This is a genomic window from Actinokineospora enzanensis DSM 44649 (assembly GCF_000374445.1).
Classification (GTDB): Bacteria; Actinomycetota; Actinomycetes; order Mycobacteriales; family Pseudonocardiaceae; genus Actinokineospora; species Actinokineospora enzanensis.
Window position 1 is genome coordinate 1 of record NZ_KB894434.1, and the last position, 19,926, is coordinate 19,926.

Genomic DNA, 19,926 nt, shown 5'->3' on the forward strand with positions numbered 1-19,926 from the left:
CTAGGCCGTGTTTCAGATGTGGCGGAGCCAGATGTTGATGCTGGCGATGGTGATGGTGGCGGTGTAGCGCAGGGCGAGTTTGTCGTAGCGGGTAGCTACTGCGCGGTGTTGTTTGAGCAGGTTGATGCCGCATTCCACGGCGTGGCGCTGCTTGTAGATCTCGGTGTCGAACGCGGGTGGCCGTCCGCCGTGGGAGCCTTTGTTCTTGCGGTGGGCGGCTTGGTCACGGGGTTGTGCGATGGTGGCCTTGATCCCGCGTCGACGCAGGTAGGCCCGGTTGGCCCGCGAGGAGTAGGCCTTGTCCGCCAGCACACGGTCCGGGCGGGTCCTGGCTCGACCGGCACCGGCCCTGGGCACCCGGATCGCCTCGATCACCGCCGTGAACCGGGGGCTGTCACCACGCTGCCCGGCAGTGACCAGCAGTGACAACGGTTTGCGGCCCTGCTCACAGGCCAGATGCAGCTTCGTGGTCCACCCGCCCCGCGAACGCCCCAGGGCGTGGTCACGAGGCTCGACCCCACCGGCGATCGTGTCGGGTGGTTCGACCTGGAGATCCCCCTTTTCCTCGCCCCGGCGGCATGATGATGCGCCCGCGAGATCGTGGAGTCCACACTGACATCCCACACCACCTGCCCGCCGGCATCGGCGCGGACCTGCAACGCGGTCAGGATCCGTCGCCACACCCCGGCCCGCTGCCATCGACGGAACAACCCGTACACGGTCTGCCACGGCCCATACACCGGCGGGACATCCCGCCACGGCGCACCCACTCGAACCCGCCACCGGATCCCATCGATCAACCGACGCTTGCTCCACTTCGGTGGACGGCCAGGCTTACGACCCACAGGCAACAACGGGCGCAACACGGCCCACTGCGCGTCGGTCAGATCACCCCGGCCCGTCGCCGCTACGCTGGCCACGAGGTCTCCGGTCGGACAGGTTTTCTTGGTCGTTAACCCGTCTACCGGAGACCTCGCCCCGTCTCAGACACCGACACACCCAAGATCCACATTTGAAACACGGCCTAGCCGGTCACCAAGGACAGGCCGTACGTGGAGAGGATCCGGTTCACCGGCTGGAAGAACGTGGTGCCGCCGGAGGAGCAGTCGCCCGAACCGCCCGAGGTCACGCCCTGGGCCTGGTCGCCACTGACCCAGGAGCCGCCGGAGTCGCCGGGCTCGGCGCAGGCGTTGGTCTGGGTCAGGCCGGTCACCGTGCCCTGCGGGTAGTTGACCGTGGAGTTCTTGGCCTGGATGGTGCCGCAGTGCCAGCCGCTGGTCGAGCCGGAGCGGCAGACGCTGGCGCCGACCGCGGCCTCGGTGGAGCCGCCGACCGTCACGTCGCCGTTGCCGTAGCCGTTGACCTGGGGGGTCGGCGTCCACGACGAGTTGGTGGCGACCCAGGCGTAGTCGTTGCCCGGGAAGGTGGAGCCGCGGAAGGTGCCCATGGCGCTCTGGTCGGCGCCGGTCACGCTGGAGCCGGGCGTGCCGCAGTGGCCCGCGGTCACGAACCCGCCCTCGACCGAGAAGCCGACGGAGCAGCGGCTCGATCCGTTGATGTAGTAGGCGTTGCCGCCGACGATCGAGCCGGCGAGCGGGCGCGGCGCCTGGGTGGTCTCGGCGACCCGGACCGGGCCGGTGGCCTTCGCCCGGTCCACGAACGCCCGCACGTCCGCGCCGGTGGCGCCGCGGGTCACGGTGAGCACGACCGAGTTGGTCGGCACGTCCACGTACCAGCCGGTGACCGCGCCCGGGGCGTGCCCGGCCGCCTGCCGGTCGATGGCGGCCTTGGTGTCGTCCAGGCCGCGGGCGCTGTGCGCGACCACGGCCGGGCGGGCGCCGGTGGCCCGCACGGCGTCCGCGCGGGTCGCGTCGGTGACGCCGACGACCAGGTCGCCGCGGTCGAACCAGGAGCCGCCGAACGCCTCGCCCGCCGCGGTCGTCGCCGCGGGGAGCAGGGCGGTGGCCGCGGTCTCCTGGGTGAGCCGCTGTTCGACCTGCGCGGCGGTGAGGCCGAGGTCGCGCTGGAGGGCCGGGACGAGCGCCTCCGGGGCGGCCGAGGCCGTGGGGGTCAGTGCGACGGCCGCGCCGGTGGCGAGGCCGATGATGCCTAAGGCGGCGAGAGAAGCTCGGGTTGAGCTGCTGCGCATGGGGATGGTCCTTCTTTCCTTGCTCGCAGGGTTAGCAGGTCCGCCGGTCTCACCCGGTTCGGTGACGTCTGGTCGGGAGGTGCCGGTCGGCCGTTGTAGCGACGCTAGGCGGACAACCCGCAGGTCGGGCACCCTACGAAAGTCGGTTCTGTGAACTATTCACTCAATGAGCGGCAAGTGCGTGACCAACGGTGAGCGAAATCGGTGGACACCGACAGCGGACAGCGTTACGACATTCGTGTGACCACCGCCCGTCGATGTGTGACCATGTCCGAAACCGAGGTTCGGAATGGACGCGCATGCACGCTCTCGCCCCCGAGTGGCCGCCACCGGGCTGGGTCGTCACCTTCGACATGGTCGACTTCGACCGCGGCGACCCGCGGTTCGTCGGCATCGGGGTGGTCGCTGGCGCGCCGGTCCCGCACCCCTACCTGGACCTCCTGCGGCTGCCGATCCGCCCGCTGGACCCGGACGGCAGGCCCGTGCCGGACTGGATCACCTGGTCGGACATCATTGACATGGTGCCGCCGTCGGGGCGGTGACCCTGAGCGGCGGAGGTGGGCCGTGCCATTGCACCCGCAGGTGCGCGCGGAGATCGAGTCCGGGACGCCGGTGCCGCTCGGCGCCGACACGCTCGCGGCGGCGCGCGCGGACATGCTCGCGGGCGCGCTGTCCGCGGCCGGGCCGGGCACCCCGGTCGCCGAGGTGTCCGATGTGGACGCGAGCGGCACCCCGGTGCGGCTCTACCTGCCCGACCCGACCGGGGTCATGCCGGTCGCCCTCTACCTGCACAGCGGCGGCTTCGTCAGCGGCAGCGTGCGGACCCACGACGCCATCTGCCGCTACCTCGCGGTGCTCTCCGGCGCCGCGATCGCCTCGGTCGACTACCGGCTGGCGCCCGAGCACCCGTTCCCGGCCGCGCTGGACGACATCACCAACGCGGTCGAGTGGCTGCACCGCAACGGCGCGGAGCGCGGCATCGACCCGCAGCGGCTCGCCCTGGTCGGCGACTCCGCGGGCGGGCACCTGGCCACCGTCACCGCGCGCAGGCTGCGCGACATCCGGGTGCCGGTGCGCAGCCAGGTGCTGGTCTACCCGGTGCTCGACCCGGCCGACCCGCCGACCGAAGTGGACAGTCCGGCGCTGACCCCGGAGGAGATGGCCTACTGCTGGAACGCCTACGCCCCACCGGGGATCGACCGCGACCAGCCGGACCTCGCGCCGACCACGGCCGATCTGATGGGCCTGCCGCCGACGCTGGTGATCACCGCCGAGTACGACATCCTGCGCGACGCGGCCGAGGCCTACGCCGACCGGCTGGCCGAGGCGGGCGTGCCGGTGGCCTGCGTGCGCTACCGGGGCGTGCCGCACAGCTTCTACCGCAAGCTGGCCAGGTTCGACGCGGCCCGGCAGGCGGTCGCCCAGGTGGCCGCCACGCTGCGCGCGGAGCTGGCGTGAGCGCGACCCTGGTGGCCAAGGCGCTGGCCGCCGGGCACGGCGACCGGGTGCTGTTCACCGGCCTCGACCTGGTGGTGGCCCCCGGCGACGTGATCGGCCTGGTCGGCGCCAACGGCGCGGGGAAGTCCACGCTGCTGCGCACGCTCGCGGGCCTGCTGCCCGCCGAGGAGGGCGCGGTCCGGCTCAACCCGCCCACGGCCACCGTCGGCTACCTGCCGCAGGAGACCGAGCGGCGGGCGGGCGAGACCGTCGGCGCGTTCCTGGGCAGGCGCACCGGTGTCACCGAGGCGCAGGCGGCCATGGACACGGCCGCCGACGCGCTGGGCCGGGGCGAGGCGGGCGCGGACGACACCTACGCGGTCGCGCTGGAGCGCTGGCTCGCGCTCGGCGGCGCCGACCTGGAGGACCGTTCCGCCGACGCGATCGCCGAGCTGGGCCTTGGCGTGCGGCTCGACCAGGAGATGGCCACGCTGTCCGGCGGCCAGGCGGCCCGGGTGGGCATGGCCTCGCTGCTGCTGAGCCGCTACGACGTGTTCCTGCTCGACGAGCCCACCAACGACCTTGACCTGGACGGCCTGGCCCGGCTGGAGACGTTCGTGTCCGGGCTGCGCGCGGGCACCGTGCTGGTCAGCCACGACCGCGAGTTCCTCACCCGCGCGGTCACCAGCGTGCTGGAGCTGGACCTGCCGCAGCAGAAGATCCACCTCTACGGCGGTGGTTACGCCGCGTACCTGGAGGAGCGCGAGCTGGCCAGGCGGCACGCGCGCGAGGCGTACGACGACTACGCCGACACCAAGGCGGGTCTTGAGGCGCGGGCGCGCACGCAACGGGCGTGGATGGAGAAGGGTGTGCGCAACGCCCGGCGCAAGGCCAGCGACCCGGACAAGCACGTCAAGCACTTCCGCGGCGAGACCTCGGAGAAGCAGGCCGCCAAGGCCCGGCAGACCGAGCGGCTGATCGAGCGGTTGGACGTGGTCGAGGAGCCGCGCAAGGAGTGGGAGCTGCGGATGGAGATCGCCGTCGCGCCGCGTACCGGCGCGGTGGTGGCGGCGCTGCGCGAGACCGTGGTGACCCGGGGCTCGTTCACCCTCGGCCCGGTGAACCTGGAGATCGGCTGGGCGGACCGGGTGGCGATCACCGGTGCGAACGGCGCGGGCAAGTCCACGCTGCTCGCGGTGCTGCTCGGGCGGGTCGAGCCCACTTCGGGAGAGGCCTACCTTGGGCCGGGCGTGGTGGTGGGCGAGGTCGACCAGGCGCGGGCGCTGTTCCTCGGCGAGGAGACGTTGCTGGACGCGTTCGGTCGCCAGGTGGCGGACTGGCCGACCAGCGAGGTACGCACATTGTTGGCCAAGTTCGGGCTCACCGCGGAGCACGTGCTGCGCCCGGCGGTGACGCTGTCGCCGGGTGAGCGCACCCGGTCGGCGTTGGCGCTGTTGCAGGCGCGCGGGGTGAACCTGCTCGTGCTCGACGAGCCGACCAACCACCTGGACCTGCCCGCCATCGAACAGCTGGAGTCGGCGCTGGCGGGCTACCCCGGCACGCTCCTGCTGGTCACGCACGACCGCCGGATGCTCGACGCGGTGGCCGTCGACCGGCGGCTGGTCGTGGCCGACGGGCGGGTCGGCGAGGTCTGAGCCGGTCGGGCCCGTGCGGACCGCCGGTATGACCGGGGGCCGCGGTCCGCACCACCGCGGCCCCGGAGCCGGGGGCTACTTCGGCCGGGTGGCGGTGTGCACCTTGCGCACCGCGCTGGTGATCTGCCGGTTGTACCTGCCCTTGGTCTTCTGGTCCACGAACTGACCGGCCTTGGCGGCCATCCGGTTGACCTTCTCGGGGTTCTTCCTGGCGTACTTCGCGGCCGCCGCGGCGGCGCCTGCCAGCGCGGTCAGTTTCTTCAGCATGGGCATCGGGGGTTTCTCCTTCCGTCCTTGCCGGACTCACCCGTTCAACGCGGGAAGTACCCCGATTGGTTCCTGGTCATGCGCGGGTCACCACGCGTTACTGTGCACATATGGCCACGTATGCATCGGTCGGCGGCAAACGGCCCCGAATCGGACAGCAGGCGGTGACCCCGGAGCGGGTCGTGGCGGCCGCGCTGGCGCTGACCCGCGCGCACGGCTTGGAGGCATGGACCCTGCGCCAGCTCGCCGCCGCCGTCGGGGCCTACCCGGCGGTGGTCTACCACCACGTCGGCGACCGCGAGGCCGTGGTCGCGGCGGTGCTGGACCGGGTGGTCGCCCAGCTGCCGGTGCCCGCCGAGACGCTGCCCTGGCGCCCCTGGTTCGAGGAACTGCTGCGCGGCGCCCGCCCGGTGCTGCTCGACCACCCGGGCGTGGCCCGCAGGCTGGCCGTGCACGGCGCGCTCGTGCCCGGCCTGCACGGGCTGATCGACCGCGGCGTCCGGGTGCTGCGCCGATCGGGCTTCGGCGAGCACAGCGCCCCCGCCTACACGCTGCTGGTGGACCAGGCGTGGCTGCTGATCGCGGCGGAGAACGACCGCGGCCCGCGGCTGCGCGAGCGCGCTGCCATCGTGCACGACGAACTGTGCGCGCGGACGGACGCGCCCGGCCTGGCCGAGCTGGGCCGTTTCCACCACGCGCACGCCGACGCGGACCTGTTCGGCTACGCGCTGGCCCGCTGCCTGGACGGAGTGGCCGCGCTCGCGGACACCCCGTCCACCCCGATCCGACCGTCCCAGGCGGACGGTCAGCGCGGGAACAGCTCGTTCAGCTCCACCCAGCTCAACGCGTCGGTCACCGACTCGTAGGTGCCCGCGCCCAGCAGCTCCTCGGTCGCCCGCCGGGCCAGCGCGTAGGCCGACTGGGCGATGGCCGCGCCCAGGCTGGCCCGCGCCACCCCGACCGCCTTCAGCTCCGCCACGCTCGGCGCGCCCGGGTGCACCATCGCGTTGACCGGCGCCGGGATCTCCCGCACCAGCCTGCCGAGCGTGTCCAGGTCGGTCAGGCCGGGCACGAAGATGCCGGACGCGCCCGCGGCGAGGTACGCGGTGGCGCGCGCGACCGTCTCGGCGAACCGTTCCTCCGCGTCGGCGCCCACGCCGCGCAGGTAGGTGTCGGTGCGGGCGTTGAGGTAGAGATCCACGCCCGCCTCGTCGGCGGCCGCGCGGGCGGCGGCGAGCCGGTCGGACTGTTCGGCCACCGCGCGCAGCGGTCCGTTTTCCGAGGCGTGCGAGTCCTCGATGTTGACGCCGACCGCGCCCGCGGCGAGCACGGCGCGGATCGTGTCGGCCACCTCGGCGGCGGTGGCGCCGAAACCGGACTCGATGTCGGCCGTCACCGGCACGTCCACGGCGGACACCACGCGGGCGACCAGGTCGACCGCGAGTGTCCGGTCGAGCGCGTCGCCGTCGGCCGCGCCCAGGCTCCAGGCCACCCCGGCGCTGGTGGTGGCCACCGCCGGGGACCCGGCCGCGGCCGCGATCGCCGCGCTGGCCACGTCCCACGCGTTGGCGAGGGCGAGCACCTCGCCGCCGGTGTGCAGGCCGTGGAACGCCTTCGCGCGGTCCTGTTGGGAAGTAGCGTGCGGATCGGATGGTCCGGTGGTGGTGTTCGAAGTCGTCACGGCCGCAGTGAAGCAGAGGGCACCGACAATCACCGGCGGTTTTCCGACGCCACTGCTTTCTGGACTGTCAAGTCGTTTTACCGCTAATGACGCTGTACGGCCGACCATCATCCTGTCCGGGTGCATGAGGATTTCGACCGCTGCGTACGCGCGGTGCGCTCCAAGGACGCCCGCTTCGACGGCTGGTTCTTCACGGCGGTCCGCACGACCCGGATCTACTGCAGGCCAAGCTGTCCCGGAATGCCGCCCAAGGCGGAGAACATGACTTTCTTTCCGAGTGCCGCGGCGGCCCAGCAGGCCGGGTATCGCGCGTGCAAGCGGTGCAGGCCGGATGCCAGCCCCGGCTCCCCGCAGTGGAACGAGCGCGCGGATCTCGCCGCGCGCGCGATGCGGCTGATCGCCGACGGTGTGGTGGACCGCGCGGGCGTACCAGGCTTGGCCGCCCGGCTCGGCTACAGCGTCCGCCAGGTCGAGCGTCAGCTGCTCGCCGAGTTCGGCGCGGGCCCGTTGGCGCTGGCCCGGGCCCAACGCGCGCAGACCGCCCGACTGCTGATCGAGACCACCGCGCTGCCGATGAGCGAGGTCGCCGCCGCCGCCGGGTTCGGCAGCATCCGCACTTTCAACGACACCGTGCGCGAGGTGTTCGCGCTCCCACCCACCGAGTTACGGCTGCGCGCGGGGCGTCAGGTCGCCAGCCCGGGGGTGATCTCACTGCGGCTGCCGTTCCGTGAACCCCTTTGTCCGGACAATTTGTTCGGACACCTCGCGGCCACCGCCATCCCCGGCATCGAGGAATGGCGCGACGGTGCCTACCGCCGCACCCTGCGGCTGCCGCACGGCACCGGCATCGCCACCCTGCGCCCCACCACCGACCACATCGCCTGCCAACTCGCCCTCACCGACCTGCGCGACCTCGCCCGCGCGATCAGCCGCTGCCGGAGGCTGCTCGACCTGGACGCGGACCCGGTGGCGGTGGACGACCTACTCGCCGCCGACCCGGTACTCACCCCACACGTCCGCCGCGAACCCGGCCGCCGCGTGCCGCGCACGGTCGACGGCGCGGAACTCGCGGTCCGCGCGGTGCTGGGACAGCAGGTGTCGACCACGGTCGCCCGCACCCACGCGGCCCGATTGGTCCAGGACCACGGCGATCCGGTGCACGACCCGTCCGGCAAGCTGACACATCTGTTCCCCACGCCGGACATCCTCGCCGGACTGGACCCGGAACGGTTCGCCCTGCCGCGCGCCCGCCGGGACATGGTGGCGGCGCTGGTGACCGCTCTCGCCAACGGCACGGTCGACCTGGGTGTCGGCGCGGACCGGGAACGGGCCCGTGCCCGCTTGGCCGCGTTACCCGGCTTCGGCTCGTGGACGGTCGAGATGATCGCCATGCGCGCGCTCGGCGACCCGGACGCCTTCCTGCCCGGTGATCCGACTGTCCGCGCGGCGGCCCGCTCCCTGGGTCTGCCCTTCACCCCGACCGCGCTGACCGCGCATGCCTCGGCTTGGCGGCCGTGGCGCGCGTACGCGGTGCAGTACCTCTGGGCGGTCGGCGAACACCGACAACCCCGTGCGGCGGCCGCGGGCATCTAGATTGTCCACAGTGGACATGGCTGTTCTGGGTCGAACTCTGTCGTGGGTCGAACTGCAGCGGCGTTGGGCGGCGGTGGGCGGAATGCCGCTGCCCCGGCTCACCCGGAGCGGTCCGGGTGAGCCGGGGCAGGCTCAGGCAGTGCGGTGGCTCTTCGCGGTGATCTGCTTTACTCGCTGCCGTCGGCGAACGAGATCTCCGCCGCCGAGCCGCCGTGTTCGTTGCCCGCGGTGACGTAGCAGCCGTGCTCGACCTCGGCGCAGTCGATCTCGCCGAGCGGGGCGCCCTGCGAGTCGCTTGCCTCGAACACGCGGTGCACCTCGGTGTCGGCCGAGGCGGTGCCCTCGTCGTCCACGGTCACCTCGTCGGCGTCGTCGGAGGCGCAGTTGAAGACGCCCTCCGCCACCTTGGCGCATTGCCGGATGAACACCGTGGCGCCTGCCTCGAAACCGCTCAGGTTGACCTTGACCGTGGCGTCGTTGTCCAGGTTGGTGCCCGCCTCGACGTCGACCTGCGGCACGCCGTCCCGCGGCTGGGCGAACGCCGTCGGCGCGGCCGCGACCGGCAGCAGCAGGACCGCCGCGGCGGCGAGCCCGACCCGAACCCGTGCGGAACTGACCTTCGTCTTCACTGGTTTCCTCCAACATCGGTTGGTATACGGCAGATCTGACTGACCATCGGTGCTCGGCCGAGCACCGACGCTTCTCGGTGGGGGACTAGAGCCGCTCGACGTTCTCCCCGTCCATGCGGCCTCGGGTATCCAGGACCGCGCGGGCGGTGTCGGCGATCCGCGCGAGGTCGTAGTCGCGGTGGGCCTGCAGCAGCACCACCAGGTCGGCCGGGTGGTCCACATCGGACGCCCGGGGCACCGGTTCGCCGTCGACGACGAACCGGCTCGCGTGCGGGTCGTGGTAGGACACTTCCACGCCCAGCGCGCGCAGTTGGCGCACCACGCCGTACGCGGGGGACTGACGCAGGTCGGCGACGTTCGCCTTGTAGGTCACGCCCAGCAGCAGCACGCGGGCGCCGAACACGGAGCCGCCGGATCTGGCGCGGGACAGGATGCCCCGCGCGCGGCTGACCACGTAGCCGGGCATGCCCGCGTTGACCTCCTGGGCGGTGGTGATCATCGAACAGGGCAGGCCCTCGGCGCGGGCCCGGGTGGCCAGGTAGCGCGGGTCGACCGGGATGCAGTGCCCGCCCACCCCCGGCCCGGGGGAGAACGGCTGGAACCCGAACGGTTTCGTGGCCGAGCAGCGCAGCACGTCCCACACGTCCACGCCGACCCGGTCGCAGAACACGGCCAGCTCGTTCACCAGCGCGATGTTGACCAGGCGGTAGCTGTTCTCCAGCAGCTTGGCCATCTCCGCCTCGCGCAGGCCTGCCGCGACCACCACCGAGTCGACCAGGTCCTCGTAGAACGCCGCGCACCGCTTGGCGCACACCGGGGTCAGCCCGCTGACCACCTTGGGCGTGTTGGCCAGCACGTACTCCCCGTTGCCAGGGTCGATCCGCTCCGGCGAGTAGCCCAGGTTGAAGTCGACGCCCGCGACCAGGCCGGTGGACTCCAGCAGCGGCAGCAGCACCTCCTCGGTGGTGCCCGGGTAGCTGGTGGACTCCAGCACCACCAGGCTGCCCGGCCGCAGCCGGGACGCCACCGCGCGACCGGCGGACATCACCGCGCGCAGGTCCGGTTCGCCGTCCACGAGCCCGGTCGGCACGCAGATCACCACGGTGTCGGCGGTGGCCACCGCGTCGAACGAGGTGTCGGCGGTGAAACCGGCCGCCAGCATGGCGGAGATCTCCGCCGGGGTGATGTCCCGTACGCGCGAGCGTCCGGCGCGCAGTCCGGCCACCACCTCCGGGTCGATGTCCACGCCGACGACGGTCAGCCCGGCCTCGGTGGCCTGTCTGGCCAACGGCAGCCCGACATAGCCGAGTCCGACCACCACGAGGCCTGCGGACACGGGTGTGGTTCCTTCCTGCACGGTGGGGATGGCGGTGGCTACTGGTTGTCGATGCTGAAGCTGCCGATCGGGCTGACGTGGGTTCCGTTGCCGGGAGCCACCTTCTGGAACGGGAAGATGGGGAACAGGCAGGCCGGGTCGCCGTAGATGGTGACGGTGCGCTGGGTCTGGTTGATCAGCACGTGCGCGCCCGCGGGCAGGATGTTGCAGCCCTTCGGCTGATCGAAGACCGCGACCGGTGTGTACTCGAACGAGAACACCAGTACCTGATCGATGCCTCCGGTGGGCGGTGCCGCGCTCGCGGGCGCCTGGGCGGACAGGGCGAGCGCGCAGGCGGACAGGGTCGCGATCAAGGGGCGGTGCAACCGCATGGTCGTTCCCTTCGGTAACTCGCAGGTGACTCGCATGGATCCAGCGTTTCGCACGATCACCCGGGGACGTGACCAATGCTGGTCATTTCCGTACCGGGCCGCAGTCGCCGATTCGGGTATGGGTTTTCACCTCATTGATAAGTGGCGCGTGACCGCCGGTATCCCTAGCGTCCGCAGAGTCCCCGCACGACAGGTGGAAAGGCGAGGTGCAGATGACCCGCTACGACTGGGCGCTGTCACACCCCGGTATCGACAGCGTCCACGCGGCCGTCGAACCCGCCCGCGCGGCGCTGGCCGCGCACCCGGTGCGGGAGCGGGTGGCGGGCCGGGCGGAGCTGGCGGTGTTCATGGCGCACCACGTGTTCGCGGTGTGGGACGCGATGTCGTTGCTCAAGAGCCTGCAGAACGAGCTGACCTGCGTGCGGGTGCCGTGGGTGCCCACCGGCGCGCCGATCAGCCGCCGCCTGGTCAACGACATCGTGCTGGTGGAGGAGAGCGACGAGTTCGGCGAGGGGTTCGTCAGCCATTTCGAGCTCTACCGGCACGCGATGAGCGAGGCGGGCGCGGACACCCTGCCCGTGGACACCTTCCTCGACCTGCTGCGCGCGGGCGCCGCGGTGCCGGACGCGCTGGCCGACGCGGACGTGCCCGCCCCGGCCGCGGAGTTCGTGCTGGCCACCGCGCGGCTGGTGGGCCGGGCGCCGGTGCACTGCCAGGCGGCCGCGTTCGCCTTCGGCAGACACGACCTGGTGCCCACGCTGTCCGGGCAGGCCATCGCGGGCCTCGACCTCGTCCACGCCTACCTGCGCAGGCACGTCGAGGCGAACGCGGGCGAGCACACCTCGATGGCCCTGCAGATGGTGGCCGACCTGTGCGGCCCGGACGAGGGCAAGTGGACGGAGTGCGCGGCTGCGGTGACCGGGGTGCTGCGCGCCCGGCTGCGGCTGTGGGACGGCGTTACCGCCGCGCTGGACCAGCGGCTGGCACACACCTGAATAATATCAATAATTGATGAATATCCGGCGGATCGTCACCGTATTCTCGAACAGGTGATGGGTAATGTACCCGAAAAGGGAACGCATGATCCGCGCCTGCCGGTGCCCGCATTGCTAATGTCCAGATCGCGGGGCGCGAGGCTTCGCGGAATCCGTCAAGCACACCGAAGGAGTAAGCCGTGACCGCTAGCGTCCAGGACATCCGGCTGAAGCGTCGATTCGAGCTCTGGGACAACAACGGGGACGGGCAGATCGACAAGTCCGACTACGAGACCGAGGCTCGTCGGATCCTGCAGGGCTTCGGTGAGAGCGAGACGTCGCCCAAGGGACGTGCGCTCATGTCGGCCTACTCGCACATGTGGAGCACCCTGGAGGCCAAGGCCGACACCGACAACTCCGGGTCGGTGTCGCTGGAGGAGTTCATCCGGGTCACCGAGCAGGAGATCGTCGACGCGGGCAACCCCGGCTTCGACCGGAACCTGCGTCCCGCCATCGAGGCCATCGTGGACATCGCCGACACCGACGGGGACGGCGAGGTGAACCAGGCGGAGTTCAAGCGGTGGATGCGCGCGGCCGGGGTGGACGACGGGACCGCCGACTCCGCGTTCCAGCAGCTGGACGCCAACCACAGCGGGGCGCTGTCGGTTGAGGAGATCGTGACGGCGGTGCGGGACTACCACCAGGGCAAGCATGACATCTCGCTGCTCGGTGGCTGATTGAGGCCGCTTGGACGCCCCGGGGCCGTGGCCCCGGGGCGTTCTTGTGTATGTGGACCGTCCGGAAAGGACGGCTGTGGACGGCCGGGTCGTGGTGGGAGGACGACCCGGCCGTGGACAGCCCGCTGGGATGCGCGGTATTCGGGTCAGCCGACCAGGGACTTGGCTCTGGTCAGGGTGTCTCGGAGGGTGCGGCCGAGGATGTCGGTTCGGAGGAGTTCGGTGGGGTGGGCGCGCATGTTGATCACGTCTGCGAACCTTCGGGCCACCAGGGGGTCGGTCATCGCGGCGCGGTCGATGGCGTTGCTGACGGCTTGGCGGAGGCGGTGGCCTCGGGGGCGGCGGTTGGCCAGGTGGGGGAGGCTGTAGTCGGCGATCACGCTGGTTTGCCAGGCGGCGTCCACCAGGACCTTGAGGCGGCGGAAGTAGCCGTGTACGTCCTCGCCGGAGCGCAGCCAGGCGGCCAGGGCCGAGGCGTGCAGGGCGGCGGAGGGGACGCCTTGGCCGTAGATCGGGTTGAAGGAGGCCACGGCGTCACCGAGGGGTACCACCCCGGCCGGGAAACGCTCGACCGTGTGGAAGTCCCGGCGGACGCTGTGTGGGAAGCGGTGGGTGGCGACCGGGCCGACGGGGGTGCAGGTGCGGACCAGTTCCTCGAAACCCGCCGCGGGCTCGCGGAGGCAGCGGGCGGTGAACTCGCCCTGGTCGCGGGAGGGGCGGTCGGGGCCGTAGCCGGAGATGGTGCAGATCCAGCGGTCGTGGCCCAGGGCCGCCCAGCAGCTGACGCCGGGGGTGTCCGAGGTCGGGGAGCGTAGCGAGTGGACGGCCAGCAGGCCGTCGAGGCGTTGGTCGGGGGTGCGGTGGTAGAGAGCGGTGGCGTAGCCCAGGTCCAGGGCGATGCGGCGTTTTCGGGGGAGCGGATAGTCCGATTGGGACAGCCACTCGCCGAGCCTGCTGGCGCGGCCGGTGGCGTCGATGACCAGGTCGGCGGGCTCGGTGGTGCCTGCGGCCAGGGCTACGCCGGTGACCCGGTCGGCGTGGATGTCCAGGCCGAGTACGCGGTCGCGGACCAGCCGGACGCCGGGGAGCACTGCTCTGCGGAGACGCCATTCCAGGGTGGGGCGGTGGAACGCGAGGAAGCGATCGCGCACCGGCGGGCGGGCTGTGCCGTCCACGAACATCCGGCCGTCGGTCTCGGCTTCGCAGAGCACCGCGCCGTCGGTGACGAGGTCGTCCAGGAGGGTGGGGAACCAGTGTGTCAACAGGTCCTGGCCCAGGCCCAGCAGGACGTGGAACTGGTCGCCGTGGGCGATGCCCGCGCGGTTGATCGGGACGTCCGGTAGGGCGTCCGGCTCGATGATCACGACCTCGGCGGCGATATCACGCAGCACCCGGGCGGCGAGCAGGCCCGCGATGCTGCCGCCGATGATCACCGCTTTGTCGGGCGCGCTCATACCGCCGCCGTCTGGACGAACTGGACGGTGGACTCCGGGGACAGGGCTATCTGTTCGCCGGTGACCGGGGTCTCGCGGCGGATCAGGATGTTGTAGTGGTTGGGGAAATGGCAGGCGTCGAAGCCAAGGACCGTGCCGACGACCTGACCGCCGATACGGACCTCGTCGCCCCGGTCGATCACGCCGCCGTGCCGGATCTCGGCGAAGCCGAGGAAGCCGACGCGGTCGATGCTGGGGTCGCCGGGGTGGTGGTCGGTGGTGACCAGCTCGTGCACCTCGCCCTGCCGCACGCAGCGGCTGGCGAACTCCTCCAGGCGCATTCCCCGGTCGTCGCGGCGGTGTACCAGCACCTTCACCAGCACCCCGGACACCGTGCGCTTGCTGCCGTCCTCGATCACGTTCGCTCCCCGAACCGTTCGGACCGTTCGATCACCGCCGGTCGCCCGCCAGGGCGGCCGACCACCGTTCCGCGCTGTAGGCGGCGTCCACCATGGCCAGTGCGGCGAGGCCGTCGCGGTCGACGCCGCCGGTGTGCACGGCCAGCGTGAACGCGCGCAGGACGCCCGCGTACTCGTGCCAGAGACTTTGTTTGAAGCCCGCGAACCCGGCGAGCATGTCCGCCCGCCACACCGACCCGTCGGTCAGCCGGACCTCGACGTCCTTGGTCTCGCCGGGGTGGTCCCAGTCCAGCTCCACGGTGGCCCGCGCGCCGGACTCGGCGGTCAGCGCGACGAGCGCCCGGCGGTCCACCCCGGCCGCGTCCCTTCGAATGTCCACACCGGACACCTGGAGCGCGCCGAGCAGCAGGCGGACCAGGTCGAAGGCGTTCGGGCCGTTGTCCGCGACGCAGCCGCCGCCGCACCGGGCCGGGTCGAGGTACCAGCGGTCCTCGCCGACGTGCTCCTCGATCTTCTCCAGGTAGCGCACCCGGACCGACTCGATCGGCACCCCGCGCGGCAGGCCCTCCAGGAGGGCCCGGATCCGCGCGTTGTAGCGGCGGTGGAACGAGGTGAACAGGACCGTGCCCCGGGTGGCCGCCAGCTCGGCCAGCGCGAGGCCGTCGCGCAGGCGGGTGGCCAGCGGTTTCTCCACGCACACCGGCAGTCCGGCGTCGAGCAGGTCGACGCACACCGGCGCGTGCTGGTCGTTGGGCACGGTCACCACCACGCCGTCCAGGCCGCCCGCGGCGATCATGTCCCGGTGGTCGCGCCAGCACGGGACCTCGTCCCGGTACGGGGCCAGCGCCTCCGGGCGCACGTCGCAAACCGCGCCGAGCCGCAGCGGTCCGCTCTCGCCGAGCGCGGCCAGGTAGTACCGGGAGATCACCCCCAGCCCGATCACGCCGACCCGCATCAGCCCGCCTCCGGCAGTTCCAGGTCGAACCGGTCGGCCACCGCCCCCAGCTCCGCGTACAGGGCCGCGCTCAGCGGCACCCCGTCCCGGCGCGACTCCTCGGCGTGCCGTGCCTCCGGCACGCCCGGGTAGGTCACCTCCTCGCCGGGCAGCGCGGCCGGGCAGGCCAGCAGCGCGCCGAACAGCGACCCGGCCTCGCGCAGGTAGGTGCCCGGCTCGCGGAGCGAGGCCGGGGCGACGGCGAGGACCAGGTAGCCGATGTCGTCGTCCGGCCGCCGGTCGACCGCCAGTGCGGCCGGGGCGGGCCCGATCCCGGCGCCGGGCACCAGCGCGGACAGCACCTCCACCATCAGCGCCAGGCCGAAACCCTTGTACTCGCCCGCGCCGGGCGCGCCCAGCCAGGTCAGGTGCGCCTCGCCGTCGTCGTAGCGGGACGGGTCGGTGACCGGTTCGCCCGCGTCGTCGGCCAGCCAGCCCGCCGGGATGTCCGTGCCCTCCCGGGCGGCCGCGCGCACCTTGCCGGTGGGCACCGATGTGGTGCTCATGTCCAACAGGAACGGGGGATGCGCGCCCGCCGGGGCGGCCACGCTCAACGGGTTCGTGCCCAGCATCGGCACCCGCCCGTGTGGCGGCCGGGCGATCCGCTGGTGTCCGCAGTTGGCCGCTACCACGCCGATCATCCCGTGCGCCACGGCGCGCAGCGCGTGCGGACCGGCGCAGCCGAAGTGCGTGCCGCCGCGTACGGACACCAGCCCGATGCCGTAGTCGGCGGCCCGCCGCACCGCCCGGTCCATCGCCTCGCTGGCCAGCCACAGCCCCAGCGCGCCGCGCCCGTCCAGCAGAACCGCGGCGCCCCGGTCGGCCAGCACCTGCGGCTCGGCGTCCGCCCGGCCGCGGCCGGAGGCCAGCAGCGGCAGGTAGATCCGGGTCAGGTTGACCAGGCCGTGCGAGCTGGTGCCGGTGATGTCGCCGTGGCACAGCGCCGCCGCGGCCGTCCGCGCCCGCTCGGCGGGCACGCCGTTCGCGGTGAACACGGACATGGTGAAGCGGAGCAGGTCGTCGTGCGGGACGCGGACCCGTGTGCTGGGTGGGGCGTGGTCCAGATCGGTCATTCCGGTGCCGTTCTCGTCGGTGTGGCGGTGAAGGCGCGCAGCAGGCGGGACACCTGGTCGGCGAACGCGGCCAGCTCGGCCGCGGCGACGAACTCGCCGTCGGCGTGCGCGTTGTTGGCGGCCAGGTCCCCGGGGCCGAGCACGGCCGCGGCCCGGCCGGGGACGCCTGCCAGCCAGATCGCGTCGCAGGTGAACGCGGGCGCCTCCGGTGGCCAGGCGGGCACCCCCGCGGCCGTCATCAGGCCGTCCAGCCAGGGGCCGCCGCCGGTGAGCGCGGGCAGGCCGCGCTTGAGCCAGTCCACCGTGGTGATCCGGTCGGCGTCGGCGGCGGTGCGGGCCAGTTCGGGCCCGGCCGCGAACGTCTCGGTGAAGCGGGCCAGTCCGGTGTGGACGGCCTCGTCGAAGGCGGCGGTGAGCGTGTCGCCGTCGTCGGTGTAGGCGAGGTTGACCAGCAGGCTGCCGCGGCCGTAGACGCGGTTGTGCGCCTCGCCGGTGTGCAGCCCGGCTATGCACGCGCGCTTCCCGGCCAGTTCCCGGGCCAGGTGCTGGGCGAGGAAGCCGAGCAGGACGGTCGCGTTGTGGCCGTCGGCCGGGCGGTCGTCGATGCTGCCCGTGCCCGAGACGCGCACGCGCGCGGTGGCCGACGCGGTGGCACGGGTCAGGTAGCGCAGGCCGGTCGGTTCGCAGAACACGTTGAGCGCGCCGGTGAAACCCTTGTTCACCAACGGGCGCGTGCCGAACGTGCCCATGGCGCCGCCCTCCTCGCCGGACACCGCCTGCACCAGCACCGTGATCTCCGTGCCCACCCGCGGGTCCTGGGCGATCGCGTCGCGGATGCCCGCCAGCAGCGCCACTGCCGGGCCCTTGGCGTCGACCGCGCCGCGGCCGCGGAACACGTGCCCGTCGAACGAGCCAGGCTCGTACCCGGCGACGGTGTCGAGATGGACGTTGAACATCACCGTCGGCGCGTCCGCCGGGCCGATCCGCAGCACCAGGTTCGGCTGGGAATCCAGGAAACCCGGCTCGACCGCCACCGCGCGCACGGCCGCAGGCACGCCCGGCAGGTCCAGATCGGACAGTGCGGTAGGTGCGTGGTGGACGACCTCGAAGCCGATCCGCTTCGCCGCCGTCGCATACTCGTCCTGCGCCTCCCACAGCAGCAGCGGCGCGCCCCTGGCCTCCAGCGGGCCCGCGGTGGGCAGGTCGATCAGCCGCAGCAGGAGGGCCGCGTCGCACTCGGTGAGCTCGGCCACGTCACCGGTCCGACACGTCGCGGGCGGCGGTGAGCAGGGACTCCAGGGCGCGGCCCGCGGCGGTGAAGCCGTCGGCGGAGCCGGTGCCCGCGTCGCCCTCGTGCGGGCGCAGGTTCAGGTGCGGCTCGATCGACAGCGCGCCCTGGTAACCGTGCGCGGTCAGTACGGCCAGGCAGTCGGACACCCGTGCCTCGCCCGCGCCCGGGACAGTCCATTGTGGACCAGATGGGGTGGCCCGGCCGTCCTTCACGTGCACGTGTGCGACGTACTCGACGAGCGTGGTCAGGTGGTCGAACGACGAGTATCCGTAGGCGATGCCGTTGCCGGTGTCGAACAGGAGCCGGAGCGCGGGCGTACCCGCCTCCTCCAGCATCCGCAGCGCCCGCCCCGGGTAGGCGCCCGCCCAACCCGCGCAGTTCTCGTGCAGCAGCACCAGATCCGCCTGTTCGGCGCGCAGTGCCAGCTCCCGCATGCGACGCAGCGTCCGGCGCTCCCACTCGTCGGCGTGCAGGCCGTCGTTGGGGTAGGACATCACCCGCACGAACCGGGTGCCCAGCCGGGCGCAGCGCGCGGCCAGCACCCGCAGCTCCGCCAAGTCGCGGCCGAAGTCGCCGGTGATCACCGTGGACCAGTCGCCGATCCGCGAGTCCACGCACACCGTGCGCAGCCCCAGCTCCGCCAGCGTGCCCGCGACCCGATCGAAGTCCGCCTCGGACAGTTCCGCTACCGAGGTGCCGTCGATCGTGCGGAGCTCGATGCCCGACCAGCCCAGCTCGGCGATCGCGGCGACCTGGTCGGCCAGCGCGGGCCCCGCCTCGTCGCCGATCCCGGCCAGCACGGTCACCGGCCTGCCCCGACCGGGGTGGGCAGTCCGGCCCGCCGCTTCGCCTCCGCGATCAGCGCCACCACGCTCGCCCCGGCCAGCGGCTCGTCCGGCATCGGCTCCTCGCCCGCGAAGTGTCGGTAGGCGCGGGCCAGGAACGCGGTCAGCGAGTCGTCCCGGAACACCGAGTCGACCTGCCCGCCGCGGGTGCGCACGGACAGCTGCGCGTACTCGTCGGTCCGGCTGACCGGGTAGTGCCCCACCAGCGTGCCGTTGGCCAGCTCCACGGTGATCCGGCGCTCGCGCACCGGGGAGGTCAGGTCGGTGTGGATCTCGGTCCGGGCGCCGTTCGCGTGCTGTAGCCGCAGCCACGCGCTGCCCATGCCGGGGAACACCGCGTCGCCGAGCAGCATGTCGGCGCACCCGGCGTCGACGACCTCGGCGCGGCCCGCGACCAGCAGTGCCACCGCGAGCGAGTGCGGCAGCTCGACGTCGAACGCACTCGGGTGGTCGTCGCCCGCAAGCGTGCGGGCGAATCGCGGCTTGGTCTGGGTGAATCGCAGCGAGCGCAGCTGACCCAGCCTGCCGCCGCCCAGCACGCCCAGGATGCGGCCGGTCAGCTCGCTGCACCGCCATTGCGCCACCGACACCAGGTCCAGCCCGGCCCGCTCGCGCAGCCGTAGCACCTCGCGCAGCTCGGCCTCGTCGGCGGCCAGCGGCTTCTCCACCAGGAACCGGCGGAACCCCAGCTCGGCCAGCTCGGTCAGCGGCCGCAGCCGCGCGGTCGGGCCGGTGCACAGGTGCACCACCGTCCGGGCCGGGTCCACCAGCGTCGCCGCGTGCCGGGGCGAGTGCGCCACCGCCAGGTCCGCGGCCTCCCGGCCGAGCAGGTCGGTGATCTCCACCGTGCGCAGCCGCGGGTCGTAGACGGTGATCGGCGGCCTGCCGAAGGACCGCCCGCCACCCTGGCCGAGCCGACGCAGCACGGGCAGGTGCAGCCCGGCGCCCGAGCGGCCGAGTCCCACGACGAGCGTGCCCAGCATGGGGTGACGTGCCTCCTCGGGCGGCGGGTGAACCGGGCCAACCCTGGTGTGGTGCCGTC

The 19,926-nt window shown here is 72.6% G+C and carries 21 protein-coding genes; 7 read left to right on the forward strand and 14 right to left on the reverse strand.

Annotated elements, in window-relative coordinates; genetic code table 11:
• Window positions 1–12: 12 nt before the first annotated feature.
• Together C503_RS45030 and C503_RS0129090 are read right to left on the reverse strand one after the other, a co-directional pair.
• Window positions 13–920 (reverse strand): IS5 family transposase gene (locus C503_RS45030; protein WP_425393540.1). Its coding sequence is split into 2 segments (ribosomal slippage): window positions 13–555 and window positions 558–920, totalling 906 coding nucleotides; the frame shifts between segments, so codons are not numbered across the junction.
• A gap of 104 nt (window positions 921–1,024) precedes the next feature.
• Entirely contained in the window at window positions 1,025–2,149 is a 1,125-nt protein-coding gene (locus C503_RS0129090; RefSeq protein ID WP_018685747.1) for a S1 family peptidase, read from the reverse strand.
• Window positions 2,150–2,448: 299 nt separating this feature from the next.
• Between C503_RS0129090 and C503_RS0129095 the strand changes: the two genes are divergently transcribed.
• The 3 genes from C503_RS0129095 to C503_RS0129105 are packed head-to-tail and all read left to right on the forward strand — an operon-like array spanning window position 2,449 to window position 5,241.
• Window positions 2,449–2,691, forward strand: a complete 243-nt coding sequence (locus tag C503_RS0129095) for a hypothetical protein (RefSeq protein WP_018685748.1) — start codon at window positions 2,449–2,451, stop codon at window positions 2,689–2,691.
• 22 nt (window positions 2,692–2,713) lie between these two features.
• Complete coding sequence (locus C503_RS0129100; RefSeq protein WP_018685749.1) at window positions 2,714–3,607, forward strand: alpha/beta hydrolase; 894 nt, start codon at window positions 2,714–2,716, stop codon at window positions 3,605–3,607.
• Window positions 3,604–5,241, forward strand: a complete 1,638-nt coding sequence (locus tag C503_RS0129105) for an ABC-F family ATP-binding cassette domain-containing protein (protein ID WP_018685750.1) — start codon at window positions 3,604–3,606, stop codon at window positions 5,239–5,241. The genes C503_RS0129100 and C503_RS0129105 overlap by 4 nt, the downstream gene beginning before the upstream one ends.
• Before the next feature lie 75 nt (window positions 5,242–5,316).
• On the opposite strand, the gene C503_RS0129110 is transcribed toward C503_RS0129105, so the two are convergent.
• Complete coding sequence (locus C503_RS0129110) at window positions 5,317–5,514, reverse strand: antitoxin (protein WP_018685751.1); 198 nt, start codon at window positions 5,512–5,514, stop codon at window positions 5,317–5,319.
• Window positions 5,515–5,618: 104 nt separating this feature from the next.
• Between C503_RS0129110 and C503_RS41285 the strand changes: the two genes are divergently transcribed.
• Window positions 5,619–6,374: a TetR/AcrR family transcriptional regulator gene (locus tag C503_RS41285; RefSeq protein ID WP_018685752.1), complete on the forward strand. Its 756-nt coding sequence runs from the start codon at window positions 5,619–5,621 to the stop codon at window positions 6,372–6,374.
• Here the strand turns inward: C503_RS41285 and C503_RS0129120 are convergent.
• A complete protein-coding gene (locus tag C503_RS0129120; RefSeq protein ID WP_018685753.1) occupies window positions 6,314–7,189 on the reverse strand; it encodes an isocitrate lyase/PEP mutase family protein in 876 nt (291 codons plus the stop codon). The genes C503_RS41285 and C503_RS0129120 overlap by 61 nt on opposite strands.
• A gap of 120 nt (window positions 7,190–7,309) precedes the next feature.
• On the opposite strand from C503_RS0129120, the gene C503_RS0129125 reads away from it, so the two are divergent.
• The gene (locus C503_RS0129125; RefSeq protein ID WP_026316812.1) at window positions 7,310–8,782 is read left to right on the forward strand and encodes an AlkA N-terminal domain-containing protein; all 1,473 of its coding nucleotides are present in this window, start codon (window positions 7,310–7,312) and stop codon (window positions 8,780–8,782) included.
• Between the two features lie 167 nt (window positions 8,783–8,949).
• Here the strand turns inward: C503_RS0129125 and C503_RS0129130 are convergent, their stop codons facing one another.
• The 3 genes from C503_RS0129130 to C503_RS0129140 all read right to left on the reverse strand — a co-directional run bounded on the left by C503_RS0129130 (window position 8,950) and on the right by C503_RS0129140 (window position 11,118).
• Window positions 8,950–9,411, reverse strand: a complete 462-nt coding sequence (locus C503_RS0129130; protein ID WP_018685755.1) for an enediyne antibiotic chromoprotein — start codon at window positions 9,409–9,411, stop codon at window positions 8,950–8,952.
• A gap of 85 nt (window positions 9,412–9,496) precedes the next feature.
• The gene (locus tag C503_RS0129135; protein WP_018685756.1) at window positions 9,497–10,747 is read right to left on the reverse strand and encodes a nucleotide sugar dehydrogenase; all 1,251 of its coding nucleotides are present in this window, start codon (window positions 10,745–10,747) and stop codon (window positions 9,497–9,499) included.
• A gap of 38 nt (window positions 10,748–10,785) precedes the next feature.
• Window positions 10,786–11,118 carry a hypothetical protein gene (locus C503_RS0129140; RefSeq protein ID WP_018685757.1) on the reverse strand — a complete coding sequence of 111 codons (333 nt, stop codon included), beginning with the start codon at window positions 11,116–11,118 and terminating at the stop codon, window positions 10,786–10,788.
• A 212-nt stretch (window positions 11,119–11,330) separates the two neighbouring features.
• Between C503_RS0129140 and C503_RS0129145 the strand changes: the two genes are divergently transcribed.
• Both C503_RS0129145 and C503_RS0129150 read left to right on the forward strand, forming a co-directional pair.
• A complete protein-coding gene (locus C503_RS0129145; protein ID WP_026316814.1) occupies window positions 11,331–12,113 on the forward strand; it encodes a DUF3050 domain-containing protein in 783 nt (260 codons plus the stop codon).
• A 179-nt stretch (window positions 12,114–12,292) separates the two neighbouring features.
• Entirely contained in the window at window positions 12,293–12,829 is a 537-nt protein-coding gene (locus tag C503_RS0129150; RefSeq protein ID WP_018685759.1) for an EF-hand domain-containing protein, read from the forward strand.
• 146 nt (window positions 12,830–12,975) lie between these two features.
• Here C503_RS0129150 and C503_RS41290 read toward each other — a convergent pair whose 3' ends face one another.
• Genes C503_RS41290 through C503_RS48175 form a run of 7 tightly spaced genes read right to left on the reverse strand, consistent with a single transcriptional unit; the run spans window position 12,976 to window position 19,867 of the window.
• Complete coding sequence (locus C503_RS41290; RefSeq protein ID WP_018685760.1) at window positions 12,976–14,283, reverse strand: FAD-dependent oxidoreductase; 1,308 nt, start codon at window positions 14,281–14,283, stop codon at window positions 12,976–12,978.
• Window positions 14,280–14,681: a DUF6917 domain-containing protein gene (locus C503_RS0129160; RefSeq protein WP_018685761.1), complete on the reverse strand. Its 402-nt coding sequence runs from the start codon at window positions 14,679–14,681 to the stop codon at window positions 14,280–14,282. Before C503_RS0129160 ends, C503_RS41290 begins: the two co-directional genes overlap by 4 nt.
• A 31-nt stretch (window positions 14,682–14,712) precedes the next feature.
• Complete coding sequence (locus tag C503_RS0129165) at window positions 14,713–15,636, reverse strand: Gfo/Idh/MocA family protein (RefSeq protein ID WP_018685762.1); 924 nt, start codon at window positions 15,634–15,636, stop codon at window positions 14,713–14,715.
• Window positions 15,636–16,748 (reverse strand): Ldh family oxidoreductase, encoded by a 1,113-nt coding sequence (locus C503_RS42760; RefSeq protein ID WP_018685763.1) that lies wholly within the window; start codon window positions 16,746–16,748, stop codon window positions 15,636–15,638. Before C503_RS42760 ends, C503_RS0129165 begins: the two co-directional genes overlap by 1 nt.
• On the reverse strand, window positions 16,745–18,001 hold the full coding sequence (locus C503_RS41295; RefSeq protein WP_018685764.1) for a M20/M25/M40 family metallo-hydrolase: 1,257 nt from the start codon (window positions 17,999–18,001) through the stop codon (window positions 16,745–16,747). The genes C503_RS42760 and C503_RS41295 overlap by 4 nt, the downstream gene beginning before the upstream one ends.
• Before the next feature lies 1 nt (window position 18,002).
• Window positions 18,003–18,845, reverse strand: a complete 843-nt coding sequence (locus C503_RS48170) for a sugar phosphate isomerase/epimerase family protein (RefSeq protein WP_018685765.1) — start codon at window positions 18,843–18,845, stop codon at window positions 18,003–18,005.
• The gene (locus C503_RS48175) at window positions 18,842–19,867 is read right to left on the reverse strand and encodes a Gfo/Idh/MocA family oxidoreductase (RefSeq protein ID WP_018685766.1); all 1,026 of its coding nucleotides are present in this window, start codon (window positions 19,865–19,867) and stop codon (window positions 18,842–18,844) included. The genes C503_RS48170 and C503_RS48175 overlap by 4 nt, the downstream gene beginning before the upstream one ends.
• Window positions 19,868–19,926 lie beyond the last annotated feature (59 nt).

Bases quoted from the DNA above. Each gene is read 5' to 3' on its own strand.
- C503_RS41290 (WP_018685760.1), bottom strand. From the start codon at position 14,283: ATGAGCGCGCCCGACAAAGCGGTGATCATCGGCGGCAGCATCGCGGGC.
- C503_RS0129140 (WP_018685757.1), bottom strand. From the start codon at position 11,118: ATGCGGTTGCACCGCCCCTTGATCGCGACCCTGTCCGCCTGCGCGCTC.
- C503_RS41285 (WP_018685752.1), top strand. From the start codon at position 5,619: ATGGCCACGTATGCATCGGTCGGCGGCAAACGGCCCCGAATCGGACAG.
- C503_RS0129110 (WP_018685751.1), bottom strand. From the start codon at position 5,514: ATGCCCATGCTGAAGAAACTGACCGCGCTGGCAGGCGCCGCCGCGGCG.
- C503_RS42760 (WP_018685763.1), bottom strand. From the start codon at position 16,748: ATGACCGATCTGGACCACGCCCCACCCAGCACACGGGTCCGCGTCCCG.
- C503_RS48175 (WP_018685766.1), bottom strand. From the start codon at position 19,867: ATGCTGGGCACGCTCGTCGTGGGACTCGGCCGCTCGGGCGCCGGGCTG.
- C503_RS0129145 (WP_026316814.1), top strand. From the start codon at position 11,331: ATGACCCGCTACGACTGGGCGCTGTCACACCCCGGTATCGACAGCGTC.
- C503_RS0129165 (WP_018685762.1), bottom strand. From the start codon at position 15,636: ATGCGGGTCGGCGTGATCGGGCTGGGGGTGATCTCCCGGTACTACCTG.
- C503_RS0129090 (WP_018685747.1), bottom strand. From the start codon at position 2,149: ATGCGCAGCAGCTCAACCCGAGCTTCTCTCGCCGCCTTAGGCATCATC.
- C503_RS0129095 (WP_018685748.1), top strand. From the start codon at position 2,449: ATGCACGCTCTCGCCCCCGAGTGGCCGCCACCGGGCTGGGTCGTCACC.